Source organism: Streptomyces sp. NPDC014656, assembly GCF_043084305.1.
Classification (GTDB): Bacteria; Actinomycetota; Actinomycetes; order Streptomycetales; family Streptomycetaceae; genus Streptomyces.
This window is the reverse complement of sequence record NZ_JBIBZN010000002.1, coordinates 590,907-612,141: the sequence shown is the minus strand read 5'-3', so window position 1 is coordinate 612,141 and position 21,235 is coordinate 590,907. Positions and strand designations below refer to the sequence as shown.

At 73.8% G+C, this 21,235-nt stretch carries 19 protein-coding genes; 9 read left to right on the top strand and 10 right to left on the bottom strand.

The features are described from left to right. Position 1: 1 nt before the first annotated feature. On the bottom strand, positions 2-967 hold the full coding sequence (deoC, locus tag ACF1ED_RS06640; RefSeq protein WP_391757275.1) for a deoxyribose-phosphate aldolase: 966 nt from the start codon (positions 965-967) through the stop codon (positions 2-4). Between the two features lie 338 nt (positions 968-1,305). Between deoC and ACF1ED_RS06635 the strand changes: the two genes are divergently transcribed. From ACF1ED_RS06635 to ACF1ED_RS06625, 3 genes are all read left to right on the top strand, one after another. Continuing rightward, the gene (locus ACF1ED_RS06635; protein WP_391757274.1) at positions 1,306-2,895 is read left to right on the top strand and encodes a hypothetical protein; all 1,590 of its coding nucleotides are present in this window, start codon (positions 1,306-1,308) and stop codon (positions 2,893-2,895) included. Between the two features lie 141 nt (positions 2,896-3,036). Beyond that, a complete protein-coding gene (locus ACF1ED_RS06630; RefSeq protein WP_391757273.1) occupies positions 3,037-3,648 on the top strand; it encodes a class F sortase in 612 nt (203 codons plus the stop codon). 215 nt (positions 3,649-3,863) lie between these two features. Next, positions 3,864-4,505 (top strand): PH domain-containing protein, encoded by a 642-nt coding sequence (locus ACF1ED_RS06625; protein WP_391757272.1) that lies wholly within the window; start codon positions 3,864-3,866, stop codon positions 4,503-4,505. 536 nt (positions 4,506-5,041) lie between these two features. Here the strand turns inward: ACF1ED_RS06625 and ACF1ED_RS06620 are convergent. From ACF1ED_RS06620 to ACF1ED_RS06610, 3 genes are all read right to left on the bottom strand, one after another. Further along, complete coding sequence (locus ACF1ED_RS06620; protein ID WP_391757271.1) at positions 5,042-6,694, bottom strand: phospho-sugar mutase; 1,653 nt, start codon at positions 6,692-6,694, stop codon at positions 5,042-5,044. Positions 6,695-6,958: 264 nt separating this feature from the next. Continuing rightward, positions 6,959-7,762: a purine-nucleoside phosphorylase gene (locus ACF1ED_RS06615; protein WP_391757270.1), complete on the bottom strand. Its 804-nt coding sequence runs from the start codon at positions 7,760-7,762 to the stop codon at positions 6,959-6,961. Between the two features lie 174 nt (positions 7,763-7,936). Then, complete coding sequence (locus ACF1ED_RS06610) at positions 7,937-8,374, bottom strand: gamma-glutamylcyclotransferase (RefSeq protein WP_043227006.1); 438 nt, start codon at positions 8,372-8,374, stop codon at positions 7,937-7,939. A 230-nt stretch (positions 8,375-8,604) separates the two neighbouring features. Here ACF1ED_RS06610 and ACF1ED_RS06605 point away from each other — a divergent pair, with 230 nt between their 5' ends. Continuing rightward, positions 8,605-10,044 carry an NAD(P)H-quinone dehydrogenase gene (locus tag ACF1ED_RS06605; RefSeq protein WP_391757269.1) on the top strand — a complete coding sequence of 480 codons (1,440 nt, stop codon included), beginning with the start codon at positions 8,605-8,607 and terminating at the stop codon, positions 10,042-10,044. A 258-nt stretch (positions 10,045-10,302) separates the two neighbouring features. After that, entirely contained in the window at positions 10,303-11,232 is a 930-nt protein-coding gene (locus tag ACF1ED_RS06600; protein WP_242484027.1) for a DeoR/GlpR family DNA-binding transcription regulator, read from the top strand. Positions 11,233-11,420: 188 nt separating this feature from the next. On the opposite strand, the gene ACF1ED_RS06595 is transcribed toward ACF1ED_RS06600, so the two are convergent. Beyond that, complete coding sequence (locus ACF1ED_RS06595) at positions 11,421-13,175, bottom strand: acetyl/propionyl/methylcrotonyl-CoA carboxylase subunit alpha (RefSeq protein WP_391757268.1); 1,755 nt, start codon at positions 13,173-13,175, stop codon at positions 11,421-11,423. 375 nt (positions 13,176-13,550) lie between these two features. On the opposite strand from ACF1ED_RS06595, the gene ACF1ED_RS06590 reads away from it, so the two are divergent. Further along, positions 13,551-13,988: a hypothetical protein gene (locus ACF1ED_RS06590; RefSeq protein ID WP_391757267.1), complete on the top strand. Its 438-nt coding sequence runs from the start codon at positions 13,551-13,553 to the stop codon at positions 13,986-13,988. 16 nt (positions 13,989-14,004) lie between these two features. Here the strand turns inward: ACF1ED_RS06590 and ACF1ED_RS06585 are convergent, their stop codons facing one another. From ACF1ED_RS06585 to ACF1ED_RS06575, 3 genes are all read right to left on the bottom strand, one after another. Further along, positions 14,005-14,628 carry a Maf family protein gene (locus ACF1ED_RS06585; RefSeq protein ID WP_391757266.1) on the bottom strand — a complete coding sequence of 208 codons (624 nt, stop codon included), beginning with the start codon at positions 14,626-14,628 and terminating at the stop codon, positions 14,005-14,007. 13 nt (positions 14,629-14,641) lie between these two features. Further along, positions 14,642-14,770, bottom strand: a complete 129-nt coding sequence (gene mmpB / locus ACF1ED_RS06580) for a morphogenic membrane protein MmpB (protein ID WP_391757265.1) — start codon at positions 14,768-14,770, stop codon at positions 14,642-14,644. Positions 14,771-14,841: 71 nt separating this feature from the next. Continuing rightward, positions 14,842-15,396, bottom strand: coding sequence for a TetR/AcrR family transcriptional regulator (locus ACF1ED_RS06575; protein ID WP_391757527.1), 555 nt, complete (start codon positions 15,394-15,396; stop codon positions 14,842-14,844). Between the two features lie 234 nt (positions 15,397-15,630). On the opposite strand from ACF1ED_RS06575, the gene ACF1ED_RS06570 reads away from it, so the two are divergent. After that, a complete protein-coding gene (locus ACF1ED_RS06570) occupies positions 15,631-17,022 on the top strand; it encodes an MFS transporter (RefSeq protein WP_391757264.1) in 1,392 nt (463 codons plus the stop codon). Between the two features lie 63 nt (positions 17,023-17,085). Here the strand turns inward: ACF1ED_RS06570 and ACF1ED_RS06565 are convergent, their stop codons facing one another. Both ACF1ED_RS06565 and ACF1ED_RS06560 read right to left on the bottom strand, forming a co-directional pair. Next, entirely contained in the window at positions 17,086-17,298 is a 213-nt protein-coding gene (locus ACF1ED_RS06565; protein ID WP_391757263.1) for an acyl-CoA carboxylase epsilon subunit, read from the bottom strand. 20 nt (positions 17,299-17,318) lie between these two features. Further along, a complete protein-coding gene (locus ACF1ED_RS06560) occupies positions 17,319-18,932 on the bottom strand; it encodes an acyl-CoA carboxylase subunit beta (protein ID WP_391757262.1) in 1,614 nt (537 codons plus the stop codon). Between the two features lie 134 nt (positions 18,933-19,066). Between ACF1ED_RS06560 and ACF1ED_RS06555 the strand changes: the two genes are divergently transcribed. Continuing rightward, on the top strand, positions 19,067-19,918 hold the full coding sequence (locus tag ACF1ED_RS06555) for a biotin--[acetyl-CoA-carboxylase] ligase (protein WP_391757261.1): 852 nt from the start codon (positions 19,067-19,069) through the stop codon (positions 19,916-19,918). 117 nt (positions 19,919-20,035) lie between these two features. Beyond that, complete coding sequence (locus ACF1ED_RS06550) at positions 20,036-21,214, top strand: adenylate/guanylate cyclase domain-containing protein (protein WP_391757260.1); 1,179 nt, start codon at positions 20,036-20,038, stop codon at positions 21,212-21,214. Positions 21,215-21,235 lie beyond the last annotated feature (21 nt).

The window sequence follows — 21,235 nt, the reverse complement described above, 5'->3', positions numbered from 1 at the left end:
ATCAGTCCACCGTCACGTAATCGGGGCCGGAGTAGTGGCCGGTCGCCATCTTCTGGCGCTGCATCAGCAGGTCGTTGAGCAGGCTGGAGGCGCCGAAGCGGAACCAGTGGCTGTCCAGCCAGTCCGCGCCCGCGGTCTCGTTGACCAGCACCAGGAACTTGATGGCTTCCTTGGTGTTGCGGATGCCGCCGGCCGGCTTCACGCCGATCTGCACGCCGGTCTGGGCGCGGAAGTCGCGCACCGCCTCCAGCATGAGCAGGGTGTTCGCCGGGGTGGCGTTGACCGCGACCTTGCCGGTCGAGGTCTTGATGAAGTCGGCGCCGGCCATCATGCCGAGCCAGGAGGCGCGGCGGATGTTGTCGTACGTGGACAGCTCGCCGGTCTCGAAGATCACCTTGAGGCGGGCGCGGTCGCCGCACTCGGCCCTGATCGCGGCGATCTGCTCGTAGACCTCCAGGTAGCGGCCGGCGAGGAAGGCGCCACGGTCGATGACCATGTCGATCTCGTCGGCGCCCGCGGCGATCGCGTCGGCGGTGTCGGCCAGCTTCACCGGGAGGGCGGCGCGGCCCGCCGGGAAGGCGGTGGCGACCGAGGCGACCTTGACGTCCGAGCCCGCGAGGGCGGCCTTGGCGGTGGCCACCATGTCGGGGTAGACGCAGACGGCGGCGGTCGTCGGGGTCGTGCGGTCGGTCGGGTCGGGGTGGACGGCCTTGGCGGCGAGGGCCCGGACCTTGCCCGGGGTGTCCGCGCCTTCGAGCGTGGTCAGGTCGATCATGGAGATGGCCAGGTCGATGGCGTACGCCTTGGACGTGGTCTTGATCGAGCGGGTGCCGAGGGACGCGGCGCGCGCCTCCAGGCCCACGGCGTCGACGCCGGGCAGCCCGTGGAGGAAGCGGCGCAGCGTGCTCTCGGACGCGGTCACGTCGGCGAAGGCCGCTGCTGCGGATGCGGTGGTGGGCATGGTCACCAGTCGAGCATATCTACGCGCGTAGCGACCTGTACAGGGGAGGGCGCCCGAGGAGGCCGAGGTCACGGCCCCGGGACGGCGTGGTGCCCGGGCGGCACAAGGGCTTCACGCGGGCGCGGGCGGGGCGCGGAAGGAGGGCGCGGAAGGGGGAGCTGAAAGGTCCGTCGGGGGCCGTGACGGCTGTCACGCGCCCGTGACACGGAGCGGACCGGTCCCCCATACAAGATCTTTAGATTCTTTATCAGCAGCCAGCGAGAACTCACCGGCCCTCCCCGATCGAGACATCAGCCAGGCATGCGGCTCTTCCTCATCCGCCACGCAACTTCTCGGGAGTCGTTATGCGCACCGCCCTTCGCACCGCCCTCGCCACCGCGCTCGTCGCAGGCGTCGCCGCCGCCCCGGTCCTCACGGCCGGCAGCGCCTTCGCCGCCGGTACGACCCCGGCGCCTGCCGCGACCGCCGCGCCCGCCGCACCCGCGAAGGGCGCCGCGCCCGCCGCGCCCGCCGTGCCCGCCGCGCCCGCGAAGGGCGCCGCGAAGCCGGCGGCCGCCGCCACGACTCCCGCGACCGCCGCCCCCGCCGCCCCCGCCCCGGCCACCACCGCCCCGGCGGCGACGGCCCCGGCGACGGCCGCCCCCGCCGCCGAGGCCGACGCCGAGGCCGACGCCGACGTCCTGGTCCGCACCGTCGAGCTCGACGGCGGCCTGACGGCGAAGGTCTACGACAAGGGCACCCAGCACCGTTACTTCACCGCCACCGTCCTGCGCGGCACCACGGTGCTCGGCGAGCTGAAGGCCGGCGGCGGCCACGGCTCCGCCGACACCGGGATCTTCTCCGGCTACGCGGTGACCCTCGACGCCGAGGGCGAGGTGACCGCGGTCGAGGCCGGCCCCGAGCACGCCACGCTGGTCCGCACCGAGAAGCTGGTCAGCGGCACCATCGCCAAGATCTACAAGCTCCAGGAGCAGAACTGGTTCGCCGAGCTCTTCCGCGGCGACCGGAAGGTCGGCGAGCTCCACGCCGTCACCCGCTCCGTCGCCGGCCAGGACAACGGCGAGTACCTCGTCCTCAACCCGGACGGCACCCTCCACAACTGGATCGGCAACACCGCCGCCGCCGAGCCCGGCCGCTACCGCCTCGCGGACGGCACGGTCGTGGAGGTCGGCGAGAAGGACGGCCACTACGGCCTGCGGCTGATCGACCCGGCCACCGGCAAGGGCGGCGGCTTCGTCTACCTGACCGCCGGGGACCGCAAGGTCTACTTCTTCGGCAAGGCCGTCGTCGTCCTGGAGTCGCCCGGCAGCTTCTCCGCCTTCGTCCCCGGCGCCGCCCGGCAGTCCGCCCCCGTGCGAATCGACGCGGAGAACGGCGAGCAGCTCAAGCCCGGCGACTTCTTCAAGCTGGACGACTGCACCTTCGGCCGGATCGTCTCCATCGGCGCCGGCACCTCGGCCAAGCTGGTCATGGGCCTGAACGGCCCGAAGGCGACCTTCCGCACCGCCGACGGCGAGGCGGTCTTCGAGACCCTCGACCGCCACCACCCCGAGGTCTCCAAGGGCTCCGGCGTCGTCCTGCGGATCGACGGCGCGAACACCGCCACCCCGGCGCTCTACGCCAAGACGGAGGGCGGCGACGCCGAGGGCGGCACCCACGCCTTCCCGCGCCTGCCGCGGAACTGCGAGCCCGCCCACCTCCAGACCGGTACCTCGACCGGCACCTCGACCGGCACCGGCGCCCAGGCGCAGGGCGGCCAGACCTCCGTCGTCCCGCGCGGCGGGGTCGCGGCCGGCGCCGAGCCCGCCGCCGAGCCCGCCGCCGAGGAGGGCTCCGCCGCGCTCGTCGCGATCGGCGCGGGCGCCGCCTCGCTGGCCGCCGCCGGGCTCGGCTTCACCGTGCTGCGCCGCCGTGCCGCCGCGGCCCGGGGCTGACCCGTACACCCCGCGCGCACGACCCGCGCGCCCCGCTCCTCGCCCCTGACCCGAGCCCGGAGCCCGGAGCCCGGAACCGTCCAGGCCGGCCGTCGGCACCCCACGACGGCCGGCCGCACCCGTCCCACCCGGAGCCGTCCCATGCGCCGCCGTACCCTCACCGCCGCCGTCCTCCTCGTGGCCGCCCTCGCCGGCTGCTCCGCGGAGGGCGGGAGCACCGCCGCCACCCCGCCCGCCCGGATCGCGGAGTCGGCCGCCCCGGTGCCCGCCGCCCCCGCCGTGAAGCCGCTCGCCCGCTCGCTGCCGGTGCGGGTCCGGCTGCCCGCCGCCGCGGTGGACGCCCGGGGCGTCCTGGACCTCGGGCTGAACGCCGACGGGACCGTCGAGGTGCCCCCGGTCGCCCAGGCCGACCGGATCGGCTGGTACGGCAAGGGCGTCACCCCCGGCGAGACCGGCCCCGCCGTCCTCATCGGGCACTTCGACACCGCGCGCGGCCCCGCCGTGCTGAAGGACGTCTCGAAGGTCCGGGTCGGCGACGAGGTCACCGTGACCCGCGCGGACGGCACCGCGGCGGTCTTCCGCGTCCGCGAGCTCCAGCAGGTCGACAAGGACGCCTTCCCGACGGAGAAGGTCTACGGCGACACCCGCCGTCCCGAACTGCGCGTGATCACCTGCGGCGGCGAGCTCGTCGACGGGCACCGGCCGGACAACATCATCCTGTACGCGGACCTGGTCGCCGCCCGGCGGGCCTGAGCACCCGGAGCCGCCGCCGGCCCGTCACCGCCCTACCGGCCCGCCGCCGCCCCGCCGTCACCCGCCGCTGTGCCGCCACCCGCTGCCCCGCCGCCGCCCCCCGCCGCGCCCCGGCCCCGCCGCCCCGCCGTCACCCGCCGCCCCGCCCCGGCCCCGCCTCCGTGGTGAGCGGGGCGCCCGAGCCCCGGGTCCCCTCCTGAGGCAGAATCGGCGGCATGACGAGCCCCGCGCCCTCCGACCCGAACCCCGAGCCGACCTTCGCCGACCGGGTCTACCGCTCCACCCCCGGCATCGTGGGAGGCGTCTTCCTGCTCGCCCTGTCGCTCGTCTTCGCCGGTGACGCGATGCTGCGCGGCGAGGGCCGGACGCCCTGGCTGGCGATGGCGGGACTCCTGCTCGTCGTGCCGCTGATCCTCGCCTTCACCGTCCGGCCCGCCGTGTACGCGAACGAGGACCGGCTCCGGATCCGCAACCCCTTCCGCTCGATCCTGCTGCCCTGGGCCGCCGTCGCCGACATCCGGGCCGGCTACTCCAGCGAGGTCTTCACGCAGGAGGGCGCCAAGTACCAGCTGTGGGCCGTGCCCGTCTCGCTGCGGCAGCGCAAGCGGGCCGCCCGCCGGGCCGCCCGCGCCTCCCAGGACGACCCCCACGGGCGCACCTCCGTCACCGCCGACGTCCGGGACGCCTCGCGCGTCGCCCCCAGCGACCAGAACGTCGCCGACCTGCGGGAGATGGCCGAGCGGTACCAGGGCCGGGCGGAGGCGCAGGGCGCGCCGCAGATCCGCTGGGCGTACGAGATCATCGCCCCGGCCGCCGTCGGACTGGTCCTCTTCGTGGTGCTCGCCGCGACCGGCTGAGGCCGGGCCGCACCCTCCTCCACCCCGGCGGCTTCGATGGACCGCCCGTACCGAGACCGTGGGGGCGGGGGCAATGACCAAGGGCACCGGTGTGTCCGGGACGCGCTGTCTGGCCGACGTGAGATCCGACGGGCGGTACGGCCGGCGGCTGGTCGCGCGGCCGGGACAGTGCTTCGCCGGCCACGCCGCCTGCCGGGCCGCGTTCGCGGCGCTCCGCGCGGAGCACGCGTCCCTGGGGGCGGGGTGCGGCACACCGAGGGCGGCAACGGCCGGGTCTGCCTGCCGCGCGACGCCGACGGGCTGACGGCGGCCCTCTCCGGGAGGGCGTACGAGCGCCGCTCCGCCTGCCGCTCCGCCTATCGACCGCTTCCGTGTCCCGCTGGCGGCCGAGGCCGCCCAGCGGAGACCGACAAGCCTTGGCGGCACGCGGAAGGACCGGTACGGAACGCCCGTACGCGCGAGGGCCGGTATGGAGCACCCGTACGTGGAAGGGCCGGTACGGAAACCCGTACCGGCCCTTCCGCCTAACTCCCCGGTCACAGCCCCGCGGCCGCCGCCAGGTCCTTCTTCAGCGCGCCGAGCACCTCGGCGCCGGTCGCCCGGGCCGCCGCCAGGCCGCTCGCGTCGGAGACCGGGACCACGACCTCCAGGTAGCACTTCAGCTTGGGCTCCGTGCCCGACGGGCGGACGATCACCCGGGCCTTGAAGTCGCCGTCCAGGCGGTAGCGCAGGCCGTCCGTCGGCGGCAGCGACTCCGTGCCCTCGGTCAGGTCCTCCGCCGAGACGACGGCCAGGCCCGCGAGCCGCGTCGGCGGGGTCCCGCGCAGGGCGGCCATCGCGTCCGCGATGACGCCCAGGTCCTCCACCCGCACCGACAGCTGGTCCGTGGCGTGCAGCCCGTGCGCGACCGCCAGGTCGTCGAGCAGGTCCGTCAGCGTCCGGTCCCGCTCCTTGAGCTCCGAGGCCAGCTCGGCGACGAGCAGCGCCGCCGTGATGCCGTCCTTGTCGCGGACGCCCTCCGGGTCCACGCAGTAGCCGAGCGCCTCCTCGTAGCCGTACCGCAGCCCCTCGACGCGGGCGATCCACTTGAAGCCGGTCAGCGTCTCCTCGTACCCGACCCCGGCCGCCTCGGCGATCCGGCCGAGCAGCGAGGACGACACGATCGACTCCGCGAAGACGCCCCGCGCGCCCTTGTGCACCAGGTGCGCGGCGAGCAGCGCGCCGACCTCGTCGCCGCGGAGCATCCGCCAGCCGCCCTCGACGGACGCGTCCGGCACGGCCACGGCGCAGCGGTCGGCGTCCGGGTCGTTGGCGATGACCAGGTCGGGGTCGACGGCCCGGGCCGCCTCGAAGGCGAGGTCCATGGCCCCCGGCTCCTCGGGGTTCGGGAAGGCGACGGTCGGGAACGCCGGGTCGGGCTCCGCCTGCGCGGCGACCAGCGCCGGCGGCGGGAAGCCGTGCCGGGCGAAGGCCGCCGTCAGGACGTCCTTCCCGACGCCGTGCATCGCGGTGTAGACGGTCCGCGCGCCCCGCGGCGAGCCGGGGGTCAGGACGGCGTCGGTGCGGGCCAGGTACGCCTCCAGGACCTCCTCGCCGAGCACCTCCCAGCCGCTGTCCGGACGCGGCACGTCCGCCAGCGCCCGCACGGCGTCGATCTCGGCCGCGATCCCGGCGTCGGCCGGGGGCACGATCTGCGAGCCGTCGCCCAGGTACACCTTGTAGCCGTTGTCGCGCGGCGGGTTGTGGCTCGCCGTCACCTCGACGCCGGCGACCGCGCCCAGGTGCCTTATGGCGTACGCGAGGACCGGCGTCGGCAGCGGGCGCGGCAGCAGCGCGGCGCGCAGCCCGGCGCCCGTCATCACGGCGGCGGTGTCCCGGGCGAAGTCCTCGGACTTGTAGCGGGCGTCGTACCCGATGACGACCAGCCCGCCGGCCTGCCCCTGCGCCTTGAGGTACGCGGCGAGGCCGGCGGCGGCCCGGATCACCACGGCCCGGTTCATCCGCATGGGCCCGGCGCCCAGCTCCCCGCGGAGCCCGGCGGTGCCGAACTGCAGCGTCCCGGCGAAGCGGACGGTCAGCTCGTCGGTGTCGCCGTTCTCGATCAGCGCGGCGAGTTCGTCGCGCGTCTCGCTGTCGGGGTCCTCGGCGAGCCAGGCCTGGGCCCGGGCGAGGAGTTCGTCCTGCGTCACGGTGATGCGCCTTTCGTGTGCGGGAAGGGGGAGGGGAAGGTGCGGGCGGGTGGGGCGCGGGGACGCCGCTGCGCGGAGCCTTCCCCCACCCCGCCCCTTCCCGAAACCGGGGACGAGCGCCCGGGCCCCGGACGGGCCGAGGTCAGCCCCGCCGGCGTTCGAGGCGCGGGGGTCCGGGGGCGGAGCCCCTGGTTCCGGGAAGGGGCGGGGCGGGGGAGAGGCCCCGCGCGGCGGCCCCGGCCCGCGCCGCCCCGCCGGGAGGGCTCAGATCCGGTCGAGGACCCGCGTCAGCAGTTCACCCATCCGCGCCGCCGAGTCGCGCCCCGCCTGGAGCACCTCCTCGTGGTTCAGCGGCTCGCCCGACAGGCCCGCCGCCAGGTTGGTGACGAGGGAGATGCCGAGGACCTCCGCGCCGGCCTCGCGCGCGGCGATGGCCTCCAGGACGGTGGACATGCCGACGAGGTCGCCGCCCAGGACGCGGACCATGTTGATCTCGGCGGGGGTCTCGTAGTGGGGGCCGGGGAACTGGACGTACACGCCCTCCTCCAGCGTCTCGTCGACCTCCTTGCACAGCGCCCGCAGCCGCGGCGAGTACAGGTCGGTGAGGTCGACGAAGTTCGCGCCGACGATCGGCGAGGCGGCCGTCAGGTTGATGTGGTCGCTGATGAGGACCGGCTGGCCGGGGCGCATGCCCTCGCGCAGGCCGCCGCAGCCGTTGGTGAGGACGACGGTCTTCACGCCGGCGGCGACGGCGGTGCGGACGCCGTGCGCGACGGAGGCGACGCCGCGGCCCTCGTAGAAGTGGGTGCGGCCGAGGAAGACCAGGACGCGCTTCTCGCCGATCTTGTACGAGCGGATCTTGCCGCCGTGGCCCTCGACGGCCGGCGGCGGGAAGCCCGGGAGCTCGGTGACGGGGAACTCGGCCTCGGGGGCGCCCAGGGCGTCCACGGCCGGGGCCCAGCCCGAGCCCATGACCAGGGCGACGTCGTGGTTCTCGACTCCGGTCAGCTCGCGCAGTCGCGCGGCTGCGGCCTCGGCGGCCTCGTACGGGGTGGCAGTAGCGTTCACTGGCTCTCTCGCCTCGGGGAGGGGGTCCGAGGGAGGTGGCCCCGGACGGAATTCATTCGCGAAGAAGCCTAGCCGGATAATTCCTACGCGCGTAGATGACGGCGCGGACGGACATGCGATCGTTGTCTTGTCGTTTCCCACGAAGGCGCTCCGGCGCGCGGGCGGGGCAGGGCCTCAGCAGGGCCGCTTGCGGATCTCCATCACGTAGTCGTGCGGGGCCCCCGCCGACTCCGCCGCGTCCGCGACCTCCCCGAGGTAGCGCGCGGACGGCAGCCCGCCCTCGTACGCGTTGAGCACGTAGACCCAGGCCGGCTCCTCGCCGTCGAGGGTGTGCACCCGGACCCGCATCCGCCGGTAGATGTCCAGCCCGACGCCCTCCCAGCGGTCCATGGAGTCCTCGTCCATCGGGGCGATGTCGTACAGCGCCACGAAGACCTGCTGGCGCGGGGCCTCCACGAGGGTGGCGAGCGCCCCCTCCCAGCCCATCTGCTCCCCGCCGAAGGTGAGCCGCCAGCCGTTCAGCCAGCCGGTGCCGCGCAACGGGGAGTGCGGGGCGCGGCGGGTCATGAGCCGCGGATCGAGGTTGCCGGCGTACGCGGCGTAGAGCGACATGGGACCGAGGGTACGGGAGGGACGGGGGTGTCCGGCGAACCCCGAGGTGGCGGCCGCACGGGGGCTTCCGCCGCGCCCGGCGGGGTTTTTCCGGCCCCGGCGCGAGGGAGTCCGCCCCGTACGGGACAATGGGGTACGCACTTGAAGCGTGCGGGACAATGGCGTACGCACTGCAGCCCAGCGGGGGCCGCACACCCCCGGCAGAACGAGAGCGCGAGGCGTAGATCCCAGTGACCCGGATCGTGATCATCGGCGGCGGACCCGGCGGATACGAGGCTGCCCTGGTGGGCGCCCAGCTCGGCGCGGAGGTGACCGTCGTCGACTGCGACGGCCTCGGCGGCGCGTCCGTCCTGACCGACTGCGTCCCCTCCAAGACCCTGATCGCCACCGCCGAGGTGATGACCACCTTCGACTCCTCCTACGAGGAGCTGGGCATCATCGTCGCGGACGACACCCCGCACGTGGAGCAGGCCGCCCGCGTCGTCGGCGTGGACCTCGGCAAGGTCAACCGACGGGTGAAGCGGCTCGCGCTCGCCCAGTCGCACGACATCACCGCCTCCGTCACCCGGGCGGGCGCCCGGGTGCTGCGCGGCCGGGGCCGGCTCTCCGGCCGGCAGGCCGTCGACGGCTCCCGTCAGGTGATCGTGACGGCGGCCGACGGCACCGAGGAGACGCTGACCGCCGACGCCGTGCTGATCGCGACCGGCGGCCACCCGCGCGAGCTGGCCGACGCCCAGCCGGACGGCGAGCGGATCCTGAACTGGACGCAGGTCTACGACCTCAAGGAGCTCCCGGAGGAGCTCATCGTGGTCGGCTCCGGTGTGACCGGCGCCGAGTTCGCCGGCGCCTACCAGGCCCTCGGCTCCCGCGTCACCCTGGTGTCCAGCCGCGACCGCGTGCTGCCGGGCGAGGACCCGGACGCGGCCGCCGTCCTGGAGGACGTCTTCCGGCGCCGCGGCATGAACGTCATGGCCCGCTCCCGCGCCGAGTCCGCCAAGCGGGTCGGCGACCGGGTCGAGGTCACCCTCTCGGACGGCCGGGTCATCTCCGGCACCCACTGCCTGATGGCCGTCGGCGCGATCCCGAACAGCGCCGGGATGGGCCTGGAGGAGGCCGGGGTCAGGCTCAAGGACTCCGGTCACATCTGGACCGACAAGGTCTCCCGCACCTCCGCCCCGGGCGTCTACGCGGCCGGCGACGTCACCGGCGTCTTCGCGCTCGCCTCGGTCGCCGCCATGCAGGGCCGGATCGCGATGTACCACTTCCTCGGCGACGCGGTGGCCCCGCTCAACCTCAAGACGGTCTCCTCGAACGTCTTCACCGACCCCGAGATCGCGACCGTCGGCTACACCCAGGCGGACGTGGACGCGGGCAAGATCGACGCCCGGGTCGTCAAGCTGCCGCTGCTGCGCAACCCCCGCGCGAAGATGCAGGGCATCCGGGACGGCTTCGTCAAGATCTTCTGCCGCCCCGGCACCGGCATCGTGGTCGGCGGCTGTGTCGTCGCCCCCCGGGCGAGCGAGCTGATCCACCCGATCTCGATCGCGGTCGACAACAATCTGACGGTCGAACAGATCGCAAATGCTTTCACCGTGTACCCCTCCCTGTCGGGCTCGATCGCGGAAGTGGCACGGCAGTTGCACACCCGAAAGACCTCGGGCGAGGGCTGACCCCTCGCAGGGCGGGGGTGCCCGGAGCGGCGATCACCGCCCCCGCCTGCGGGAACGGTTCGCCGACTCGGACAACCCCCGGCAAGACGGGGCATAGTCCAGGCGCGGCACGGATCAAGGGCGGGGCTTCCTATACCACTTGGGAGCCCCGCCCGTGTGCATCTTCCACAATCCGGCCCATAGTGCTGAAAAGCATCCGCGCCGCACGTTACTGTCAGTTTCGTGTTCGCTGCAGAACGTCGCCAGTTGATCCTCGAAATGGTGCGAGCCAATGGGGCCGTGTCGCTCCGCGAGCTCGCCCGCGTCGTCCAGACCTCCGAAGTGACCGTGCGCCGTGACGTACGGGCCCTGGAGGCAGAAGGACTCCTCGACCGCCGGCACGGCGGTGCGGTGTTGCCAGGCGGATTCACGCGAGAATCCGGCTTCCCGCAGAAATCCCATCTCGCGACCGCGGAGAAGACGGCCATCGCGGACGTCGCCGCGAGCCTCGTCGAAGAGGGCGAGGCCATCGTCGTCGGCGCCGGGACCACCACCCAGGAGCTGGCCCGCCGGCTCGCCCGGGTGCCCGGCCTCACCGTGGTCACCAACTCCCTGCTCGTCGCCCAGGCCCTGGCGCACGCCAACCGGGTGGAGGTCGTCATGACCGGCGGCACCCTGCGCGGCTCCAACTACGCCCTGGTGGGCAGCGGTGCCGAGCAGTCGCTCCAGGGGCTGCGCGTCTCCCGCGCCTTCCTCTCCGGCAGCGGACTCACCGCCGAGCGCGGCCTCTCCACGTCCAACATGCTCTCCGCGAGCGTCGACCGGGCACTGGTGCAGGCGGCCGCCGAGGTCGTGGTCCTCGCCGACCACACCAAGCTCGGCACCGACACCATGTTCCAGACGGTGCCGACGGACGTGATCACCCGCCTGGTCACCGACGAGCCCCCGCCGCACGACGAGCGGGCCGCCACCGAGCTCCAGGCCCTCGCCGACCAGGGCGTGCAGATCGCCGTGGCCGGCACCGGGCAGGGCGGCGCCCCCGCCGCCGAGCAGCTGCCCCCGGGCGTCCGGGGCCGCCGTGACATGCCGCTGCCCGTGCAGCGCGGCGGCAGGATGCCCGGCGGACAGTTCCGCGGCCCCGGCCCCGGTGGCCTCGGCGCCGAACCCCTGGAGCGCACGGCCCGCGTGGCGGACCTCCGCCGCCGCTGAGCCCGCGCCCCGACCCGTACGACCCGGCTCCGACCCGTACGACGCGCACGGCCCCGGTGCCGGCCCCGTACGGCCCCTGCTCCGCCCCGCACGACCCCGACGCAGTGAGCCGCCGCCCCTTCCGCCGGATACGGCGAAGGGCCCCCAGGCGGCTGCCTGCGGGCCCTTCCACGCGAGCGGTCAGGCCGTCAGGCCTTGATCTCGCAGATGCCGGCGCCGGACGTGACCGACGCGCCGACCTCGGCGCTCAGACCGGTGACGGTGCCGGACTTGTGGGCGTTGAGGGGCTGCTCCATCTTCATGGCCTCCAGGACGACGATCAGATCGCCCTCCTTGACCTCCTGGCCCTCCTCGACCGCGACCTTCACGATCGTGCCCTGCATGGGCGAGGCGAGGGTGTCGCCCGAGGCGGTCGGGCCGGACTTCTTCGCGGCACGGCGCTTCGGCTTGGCGCCGGCGGCCAGACCCGTGCGCGCCAGGGTCATGCCCAGGCTCGACGGGAGGGAGACCTCCAGGCGCTTGCCGCCGACCTCGACCACGATGGTCTCGCGGCCGGCCTCGTCCTCGTCCGCGTCGGCACCCGCCGGGGCGAAGGGCTTGATCTCGTTGACGAACTCCGTCTCGATCCACCGGGTGTGGACGCGGAACGGGTCGGCGGTGAAGTCGGGGTCGACCACGACGGCCTGGTGGAACGGGATGGCCGTGGCCATGCCCTCGACCTTGAACTCGGCGAGCGCGCGGGCGGCGCGCTGGAGCGCCTGCTCACGGGTGGCGCCCGTGACGATCAGCTTCGCGAGCAGCGAGTCCCAGGCCGGGCCGATGACCGAGCCGGACTCGACGCCCGCGTCCAGGCGGACGCCCGGACCGGTCGGCGGCTGGAAGAGGGTGACCGTGCCGGGGGCCGGGAGGAAGTTGCGCCCCGGGTCCTCGCCGTTGATGCGGAACTCGAAGGAGTGACCGCGCATGGCCGGGTCGCCGTAACCGAGCTCCTCGCCGTCGGCGATCCGGAACATCTCGCGGACCAGGTCGATGCCGGTGACCTCCTCGGTGACCGGGTGCTCGACCTGGAGGCGGGTGTTGACCTCCAGGAAGGAGATCGTGCCGTCCATGCCGACGAGGAACTCGACCGTGCCGGCGCCGACGTAGCCGGCCTCCTTCAGGATCGCCTTCGACGCCGCGTACAGCTTGGCGTTCTGCTCGTCCGTCAGGAACGGCGCGGGCGCCTCCTCGACGAGCTTCTGGTGACGGCGCTGGAGCGAGCAGTCACGGGTCGAGACGACGACCACGTTGCCGTGCTGGTCGGCGAGGCACTGGGTCTCGACGTGGCGCGGCTTGTCCAGGTAGCGCTCGACGAAGCACTCGCCGCGGCCGAAGGCGGCGACGGCCTCGCGGACGGCGGAGTCGTAGAGCTCCGGCACCTCTTCGAGGGTGCGGGCGACCTTGAGGCCGCGGCCGCCGCCGCCGAAGGCCGCCTTGATGGCGATCGGCAGGCCGTGCTCCTCGGCGAAGGCGACGACCTCGTCCGCGCCCGAGACCGGGTCCGGGGTGCCCGCGACGAGCGGGGCGCCGGCGCGCTGGGCGATGTGACGGGCGGCCACCTTGTCGCCGAGGTCGCGGATCGCCTGCGGCGGCGGGCCGATCCAGGTGAGACCGGCGTCGATCACGGCCTGGGCGAACTCCGCGTTCTCGGAGAGGAAGCCGTAGCCGGGGTGGATCGCGTCCGCGTCGGCGTCCTTCGCGGCCTGGAGCACCTTGGCCATGTCCAGGTAGCTGGTGGCCGGGGTGTCACCGCCCAGGGCGAACGCCTCGTCGGCCGCGCGGACGTGCAGAGCGTCCCGGTCCGGGTCCGCGTAGACGGCTACGCTGGCGATCCCGGCATCCCGGCAGGCACGGGCGACACGAACAGCGATTTCGCCACGGTTGGCGATGAGCACCTTGCGCACGATGGCTCCCTCCTTGAAATCAAGCTGAGTTTAGGGACTGCCGACACGGCCCCTCGACCCGTTCCCCAATGGTGAGCTTGCCCACACGGAGTGTCGATCGAGGCTCGCTCGGGTCGGGAAATCCCTTGTCGCACCACGGTACGCAGGGTTCCTTTACGGCACAGTAGCTCCGAGGTGTGGCGCAGGTCTCTGTTCGTGGAGCCAGTCGCCATTCGGGTTTCTTTGTGGAGTCCCTACGAATGGCGCAATGATTCTTTGCCGGAACATCGCCCTTCGGCCGTGGCGCGCGAACCCTTGTCCGGACGTTTACCGGCCAGTAGCCTTCGCGCTGTCGACCGTACTGTCGGTAACAGCCGGATCCAGGGGGTGGCCGAGGTGGCCCGCAGACCGATCGCGTTCGTCACGGCCGCCGTGCTCCTGGTGGAGGCTCCCGCCGTCGTGGGACTCAACGCGGTGATGGCGAAGTTCGTCGAGGTCCAGTCGATGTCCCTCGACGGACTCGACCCCGGCCACATGGTCACCGGCACCTGGGCCCTGGGCATCGCCTCCGGCGCCGCCCTCCTCCTCTGCGCCCTCGCCGCCCTCGTCGCGGGCGTCCGCGACCGCCGCCCCGGCCGCCTCGGCCGGGGCCTGCTGATCGGCTGCGCGGTCGTCCACGGCCTCCTCGGCGCGGTCGCCGCCGCCCTGGTCGGCTGGACCGCCTTCGCCGTCCTCATGACCGTCGTCGCCCTCGTCGTGCTCACCCTGGTGGCGTACGGGAAGGAGCCCGCGGCCCCGGCGCCCGCCAAGGCGCCGGAGCCCGCCGGGGCCTGACGCGGACTCGGCCGGGTCAGGGGGTCCAGAGCTCGGTGATGCCCACGCCGAGCTTGGCGAGGAGCCGGCGCAGCAGCGGCAGCGACAGGCCGATCACGTTGCCCGGGTCGCCGTCGATGCCCTCGATGAACGGCGCGGACCGGCCGTCCAGCGTGAAGGCGCCCGCCACGTGCAGCGGTTCGCCGCTCGCCACGTACGCCGCGATCTCCGCGTCCGTCGGCTCGCCGAAGCGCACCACCGTCGAGGCCGTCGCCGACTCGTACCGCTTGGCCGCCGTGTCGTACACGCAGTGACCGGTCTGGAGGATGCCGACGCGGCCCCGCATCTGCTGCCAGCGGGCGGTGGCCTCGGCGGCGTCGGCGGGCTTGCCCAGCGCCTTCCCGTCCAGCTCCAGGACCGAGTCGCAGCCGATCACCAGCGCGCCGCTCGCCTCGGGGCGGGCCGCCACGTGCGCCGCCTTGGCCTCCGCCAGTGACAGCGCCAGCTCGGCCGGGGTCGGGGCGTGGACCTTGTCCTCGTCCACCCCGCTGACGATCACCTCGGGCGCGAGGCCGGCCTGGCGGAGCAGGCCGAGCCGGGCCGGGGAGGCGGAGGCGAGGACGAGGCGGCGGGGCGTGCCGCCCGGGTGATCAGCAGTCATGGGGGCAGCGTACTCAGCGCGAGCCCATCACGAGCATCAGGACGACCATGGCCAGCGCCAGGAGCACGCCCGACCGGCGCAGCATCTCCTGCGTCTCGCGCAGGAACTTCGGCGGCTTGTTCTCGGGGTCGGACCACAGCATGTTCCCGATGGTGCGGTGCGGGGCGGCCGGGGCGCCTGAGTACGGATACTCAAGCGCTCCCGGAAACCCGCTCAGGAGGCGTACGCGCCCGCCGCGGCGGCGGCCAGGGCGGCCGTGACGGCCCGCTCGGCGTCGGCGGGCGCCAGCTCCTCGTGCGTGACGGAGAAGCGGTAGTAGAGCGGCGCGGAGACGGCCCGCAGCAGCTCCACCGGGTCGGTGCCGGGGGGCAGTTCGCCGCGGGCCACCGCCCGCCGCGCGACCGGCGCCCATTCGTCGAGCCGGGTGCGGTAGAAGCCGCTCAGGGCCCGGGCGCACTCCGCGTCGCAGGCGGCGGCGGCGAGGACGGCCCGGAAGACGGCGCCCATCCGCGGGTCGGTGAGGGTCTCCCGCACGAGGGCGGCGTTGGCCCGCAGGTCGCCGGCGAGGCTGCCGGTGTCGGCGGCGCGCTGGGACTGCTCGGCCATGTCGTGCAGGAGGTCCGTGACCAGGCCGACGGGGGAGCCCCAGCGGCGGTAGACGGTGGTCTTGCCGACGCCGGCGGCGGCCGCGATCTGATCCATGTTCAGGGTGGGGAAGCCGCCGGTGGCGAGGGCCTCCTGGGTGGCGTCGAGGACCGCCCGGCGCACCTTCGCGGTACGGCCTCCGGGCCGCCGGCTGCCGGGCGCGGCCGAGGGGTCCGGGGTTGCGCCGCCCTCGGGCGTCCCCCTGCTCCCGCCCGCGCCGCCGTTCTCGCTCGCGCCACTGTCCCCGTGGGTCCCGCTGCTCTCGTTCAAATGGGTCTCCTGTTCCGTTAAGGCATCGCAGTCTGCTAGCGTCTCGCTCATCTTAACGGAACCAGTCTCCCATTAAGGGGTCCCGTCATGGTCGCGCTCGAAGCACGCCCCGCCCCGGCCGCGGGCGTCCGCATGGACGGACGGATGCGGCTCGTCCTCGTCGTCCTCCTCGTCGCCCAGTTCATGCTGGCCGTCGACTTCTCGATCCTGAACGTCGCCCTGCCGGTCATCGGCGAAGGACTCGGCTTCTCCCTCGGCGGCCTCCAGTGGATCGCCACCGCCTTCGCCCTCTCCGCCGCCGGCTTCACCCTCCTCTTCGGGCGCCTCGCCGACCTCCTCGGCCGCCGCCGCGTCTTCCTCGCGGGCATGGCCGTCCTCGGCGCCGCCTCCCTCGCCGGCGGCCTCGCCACCACCCCCGAACTCCTCATGGCCGCCCGCGTCGCCCAGGGCCTCGCCACCGCCGCCGTCACCCCCGCCGGACTCTCCCTGCTCACCTCCGCCTTCCCCGAGGGCCCGCTCCGCGACAAGGCCCTCGGCCTCAACGGCGCCCTGATGTCCGCCGGGTTCACCACCGGAGCCGTCCTCGGCGGCGTCCTCACCGACCTGCTCTCCTGGCGCTGGGCCTTCTTCGTCAACGTGCCGGTCGCGCTCGCCGTCCTCCTCGTCGCCCCCGCCGTCCTGAAGGAGAGCCGCCCCGCCGAACGGCCCCGCCTCGACGTGCCCGGCGCGGTCACCGTCACCGGCGGCCTGCTCGCCCTCGTCCTCGGCCTCACCGCCGCCGGCGAGCACGGCTGGACCGCCCCCGGCACCCTCCTCCCCCTCGCCGCGGCCGCCGCCCTGCTCACCGCCTTCCCCTTCGTCGAGCGCCGCTCCGCCGCCCCCCTCGTCCCCCTCCGGGTCCTGCGCCGCCGCACCGTCGTCTGGGGCAACCTCGCCGGGCTCGCCGCCTTCGCCACCGAGACCTCTCTGGTCTTCCTGATGACCCTGCACCTCCAGGACGTCCTCGGCTTCTCCCCGCTCGCCGCCGGCCTCTCCTTCGGCGTCCTCGGCGCCGGCACCGTCCTCGGCGGCCTGCTCGCCCCCCGCTTCCTCGGCCGCTTCTCGCCCCGGACCGCGCTGCTCGCCGGCGGGGCCCTCCAGGCCGCCGCCACCCTCGCCCTCCTCGGCATCGGCGACGAGCGGAGCACGTACGGACTGCTGCTCGCGGCCACCTTCGCCGGCGGCGTCGGCAACATGCTCGCCATCGTCGGCTTCATGGTCACCGCCACCTCCGGCCTGCCCGACAGCGAGCAGGGCATGGCCACCGGCATCGCCACCATGACCCAGCAGGTCGGCATCACCCTCGGCACCCCGGTGATGAGCGCCGTCGTCGTCACGGCCGCCACGCTCCCCGGCGGCATCGCCCGCGCCGTCGTCGTCAACGCCGCCCTCGTCCTGGTGGCCGTCCTGGTCCCGGCGCTCCTCCTGCGGCGGCGCTGAGTGCGCACGACGAAGGCCGGACCCCCCGCACACGGGGTCCGGCCTTCGCTCACGTCACACCGGTCAGACCGGCCAGTAGGACCGCGCCCAGGCCCGCGGGCCCGGCCGCGGACGCACCGAACGCGCGATCCGCGACGGATCCGACCAGCCCTCCGGTACCGCCGGGCCGCCGCCCGCGGCGGACGCCGCCGCCATGGCCGCGGCCCGGGCCTGGACCACCGCCAGTGCGGCGGCCAGCTCCTCGGGCGTCGGGTTGCCTCGTACGACCTTGATCATCGTGCTGTCCCTCCCGAGGGTTAGAGCGGGATGTTGCCGTGCTTCTTCGGAGGCAGGGATTCCCGCTTGGTGCGCAGCTGACGCAGACCCTTCACGACCTGTACCCGGGTCTCCGACGGCAGGATCACCCCGTCGACGTAACCGCGCTCGGCCGCGATGTACGGGTTGAGCAGGGTGTCCTCGTACTCCTGGATCAGCCGCGCCCGCACCGCCTCGACCTCTTCGGCGGTCCCGCCGTTCGCCTCCGCCTCGGCGATCGTGCGCCGGTGCAGGATGTTGACGGCGCCCTGCGCGCCCATGACGGCGATCTGCGCCGTCGGCCACGCCAGGTTCAGGTCGGCGCCCAGGTGCTTGGAGCCCATGACGTCGTAGGCGCCGCCGAAGGCCTTGCGGGTGATGACCGTGATCAGCGGGACGGTCGCCTCGGCGTACGCGTAGATCAGCTTCGCGCCACGCCGGATGATGCCGCCGTACTCCTGGTCCACGCCCGGCAGGAAGCCCGGCACGTCCACGAAGGTCAGCACCGGGACGTTGAAGGCGTCGCAGGTGCGGACGAAGCGCGCGGCCTTCTCGGAGGCGTCGATGTCCAGGCAGCCGGCGAACTGCATCGGCTGGTTGGCGACGATGCCGACCGGGAAGCCCTCCACCCGGCCGAAGCCGGTCAGGATGTTCGGCGCGAAGAGCGCCTGGGTCTCCAGGAACTCGCCGTCGTCCACGACGTGCTCGATCACCTTGTGCATGTCGTACGGCTGGTTCGCCGAGTCCGGGATCAGCGCGTCGAGCTCCAGGTCCTCGCCCGACACCTCGGTCTGCGCCGTCTCCGGGAAGGCCGGCGCCTCCGAGAGGTTGTTCGACGGCAGGTACGAGAGCAGCTGCTTCACGTACTCGATGGCGTCCTTCTCGTCACCCGCCATGTGGTGCGCCACGCCCGACGTCGAGTTGTGCGTCCGGGCGCCGCCCAGCTCCTCGAAGCCCACGTCCTCGCCGGTCACCGTCTTGATGACGTCCGGACCCGTGATGAACATGTGCGAGGTCTGGTCCACCATCACGGTGAAGTCCGTGATCGCGGGGGAGTACACCGCGCCGCCCGCGCACGGGCCCACGACCAGCGAGATCTGCGGGATCACGCCCGACGCGTGGGTGTTGCGGCGGAAGATCTCGCCGTACATCCCGAGCGCGCTCACGCCCTCCTGGATGCGGGCGCCGCCGGAGTCGTTGATGCCGACGACCGGGCAGCCGGTCTTCAGCGCGAAGTCCATCACCTTGATGATCTTCTGGCCGTACGTCTCGCCGAGCGCCCCGCCGAAGACCGTGAAGTCCTGCGAGAACACGGCCACCGGACGCCCGTCCACCGTGCCGTAGCCGGTGACGACGCCGTCGCCGTACGGCCGGTTCTTCTCCAGGCCGAAGTTGGTCGAGCGGTGGCGCGCCAGCTCGTCCAGCTCCACGAAGGAGCCCTCGTCGAGCAGCAGGGCGATCCGCTCGCGCGCGGTCAGCTTCCCCTTCGCGTGCTGCTTCTCCACCGCGCGCTCAGAGCCGGCGTGCGTGGCCTCGTCGATACGGCGCCTGAGGTCCGCGATCTTGCCCGCGGTCGTGTGAATGTCGATCTCGTACTGCTCTGCCGGCTCGGACATCGGGATGCGGCTCCCTGCCTGGTCACGGGGGGTTCGTTGACTGCGAATGGGCTACTGCTGGCCTACTGACCCGTAGCGTATCGACGCCGATACGGTTCGGCACTGCGGTCTTTGCCACACCTACTCTGGCTTGCATGACGTCCCCCAACGCCTCCGGCGGACCGTGGTCCGACCTCGAACGACCCCCGCTCAACGCCCGTGTGCTGCGTCAGGCCCTCCTCCTCCCGGACGGGCTGTGGAGCTCGCTCGACGTGGTGACGAGCACCGGGTCGACCAACTCCGACCTGGCCGCCCGGGCGGCCGAACTGCCCGAAGGGGCCGTGCTCGTCGCCGAGGAGCAGACCTCGGGGCGCGGCCGGCTCGACCGCACCTGGAGCGCCCCCGCGCGCTCCGGCCTCTTCCTCTCCGTCCTGCTCAAGCCCGACGTGCCCGCGCACCGGCTCGGCTGGCTGCCGCTGCTCACCGGGGTGGCCGCCGCCACCGGCCTGGTGAAGGCGGCCGGCACCGACGTCTCCCTCAAGTGGCCCAACGACCTCCTGGTCACCGTGGACGGCGAGGAGCGGAAGGCCGGCGGGATCCTCGCCGAGCGGGCCGGCGAGGACGGCGTCGTCGTCGGACTCGGCGTCAACGTCTCGCTGCGCGCCGACGAGCTGCCCGTCCCCGGGGCCGGCTCCCTCCTGCTGGCCGGCGCCGTCTCCACCGACCGCGACACCCTGCTGCGGGCCGTCCTGCGCTCCCTCGCCGACTGGTACGGCGCCTGGGTCCGGGCCGACGGCGACCCCGAGGCCTCCGGCGTCCTGGCGGCCTACGCGGCCGGCTGCGCCACCCTCGGCCGCCGGGTCCGCGCCGACCTGCCGGGCGAGCGGATGCTGGAGGGCGAGGCGGTCTCCCTGGACGGCGACGGACGCCTGGTGGTGGCCACCGAGGGCGGCGGGACGGAGGCGGTCGGCGCGGGCGACATCGTCCACCTGCGCGCGACCGGCTGAGCACCCCGGACCGTTCCGGCGTGAGCCAGCCCACACCTGTCGTATCGTGGAGCGCGATCCAGGCGAACAGATCGGCAGGACAGTGGGCAGCGGCAGGGAACGGGCAGGAGGCGGCCGGTGACCGTCGACGACGCGAACGCGGACGAAGGCCGGTCCGAGCCGCCCGAGCCGTCCGGGGCGGCCGAAGCCGCCGAGACCTCGGCGTACCCCACCCCCCACCACGCCGTCGACCACACGGTCGAGCCGACCGACGACCCGCTCGCCATCCGCCTCGAACAGCTCATCCTCGGCGCCGACCGCCGCTACACCCCGTTCCAGGCCGCCCGCACGGCGGGCGTCTCCATGGAGCTGGCCTCCCGCTTCTGGCGGGCCATGGGCTTCGCCGACATCGGACAGGCCAAGGCGCTCACCGAGGCCGACGTGCTCGCCCTGCGGCGCCTCGCCGGCCTCGTCGAGGCGGGGCTGCTCAGCGAGCCGATGGCGGTGCAGGTGGCCCGCTCCACCGGGCAGACCACCGCCCGACTGGCCGAATGGCAGATCGATTCCTTCCTGGAGGGCCTGACCGAGCCGCCCGAGCCCGGCATGACCCGCACCGAGGTCACCTACCCCCTGGTCGAGCTGCTCCTGCCCGAGCTGGAGGAGTTCCTGATCTACGTGTGGCGGCGGCAGCTCGCCGCCGCCACCGGCCGGGTCGTGCAGGCCGCCGACGACGAGGAGATGGTCGACCGTCGGCTCGCCGTCGGCTTCGCCGACCTCGTCGGCTTCACCCGCCTCACCCGCCGTCTGGAGGAGGAGGAGCTCGGCGAGCTGGTCGAGGCCTTCGAGACCACCTGCGCCGACCTGGTCGCCGCGCACGGCGGCCGGCTGATCAAGACCCTCGGCGACGAGGTGCTGTACGCGGCGGACGACGCCGGCATCGCCGCCGAGATCGCGCTCCGGCTGATCGAGACCCTCAGCCAGGACGAGACCATGCCGGCGCTGCGGGTCGGCATCGCCTTCGGCACCGTGACGACCCGGATGGGCGACGTCTTCGGCACCACCGTGAACCTCGCCAGCCGGCTCACCTCGATAGCCCCGAAGGACGCCGTCCTGGTGGACAGCGCCTTCGCCGAGGAGCTGACCCGCACCGGCGAGGTCCCCGTCTCCGAGGCCGCGGCGGCGGAGGAGGCCGCCCGCGCCGAGAAGGAGGGCCGGACCCCGGAGACGTACCGCTTCGCCCTCCAGCCGATGTGGCAGCGGTCGGTCCGCGGGCTCGGCGTCGTGGAGCCCTGGCTCCTGAACCGCCGTCCCACCTAAGATCCCTCCCGGTGAACCATG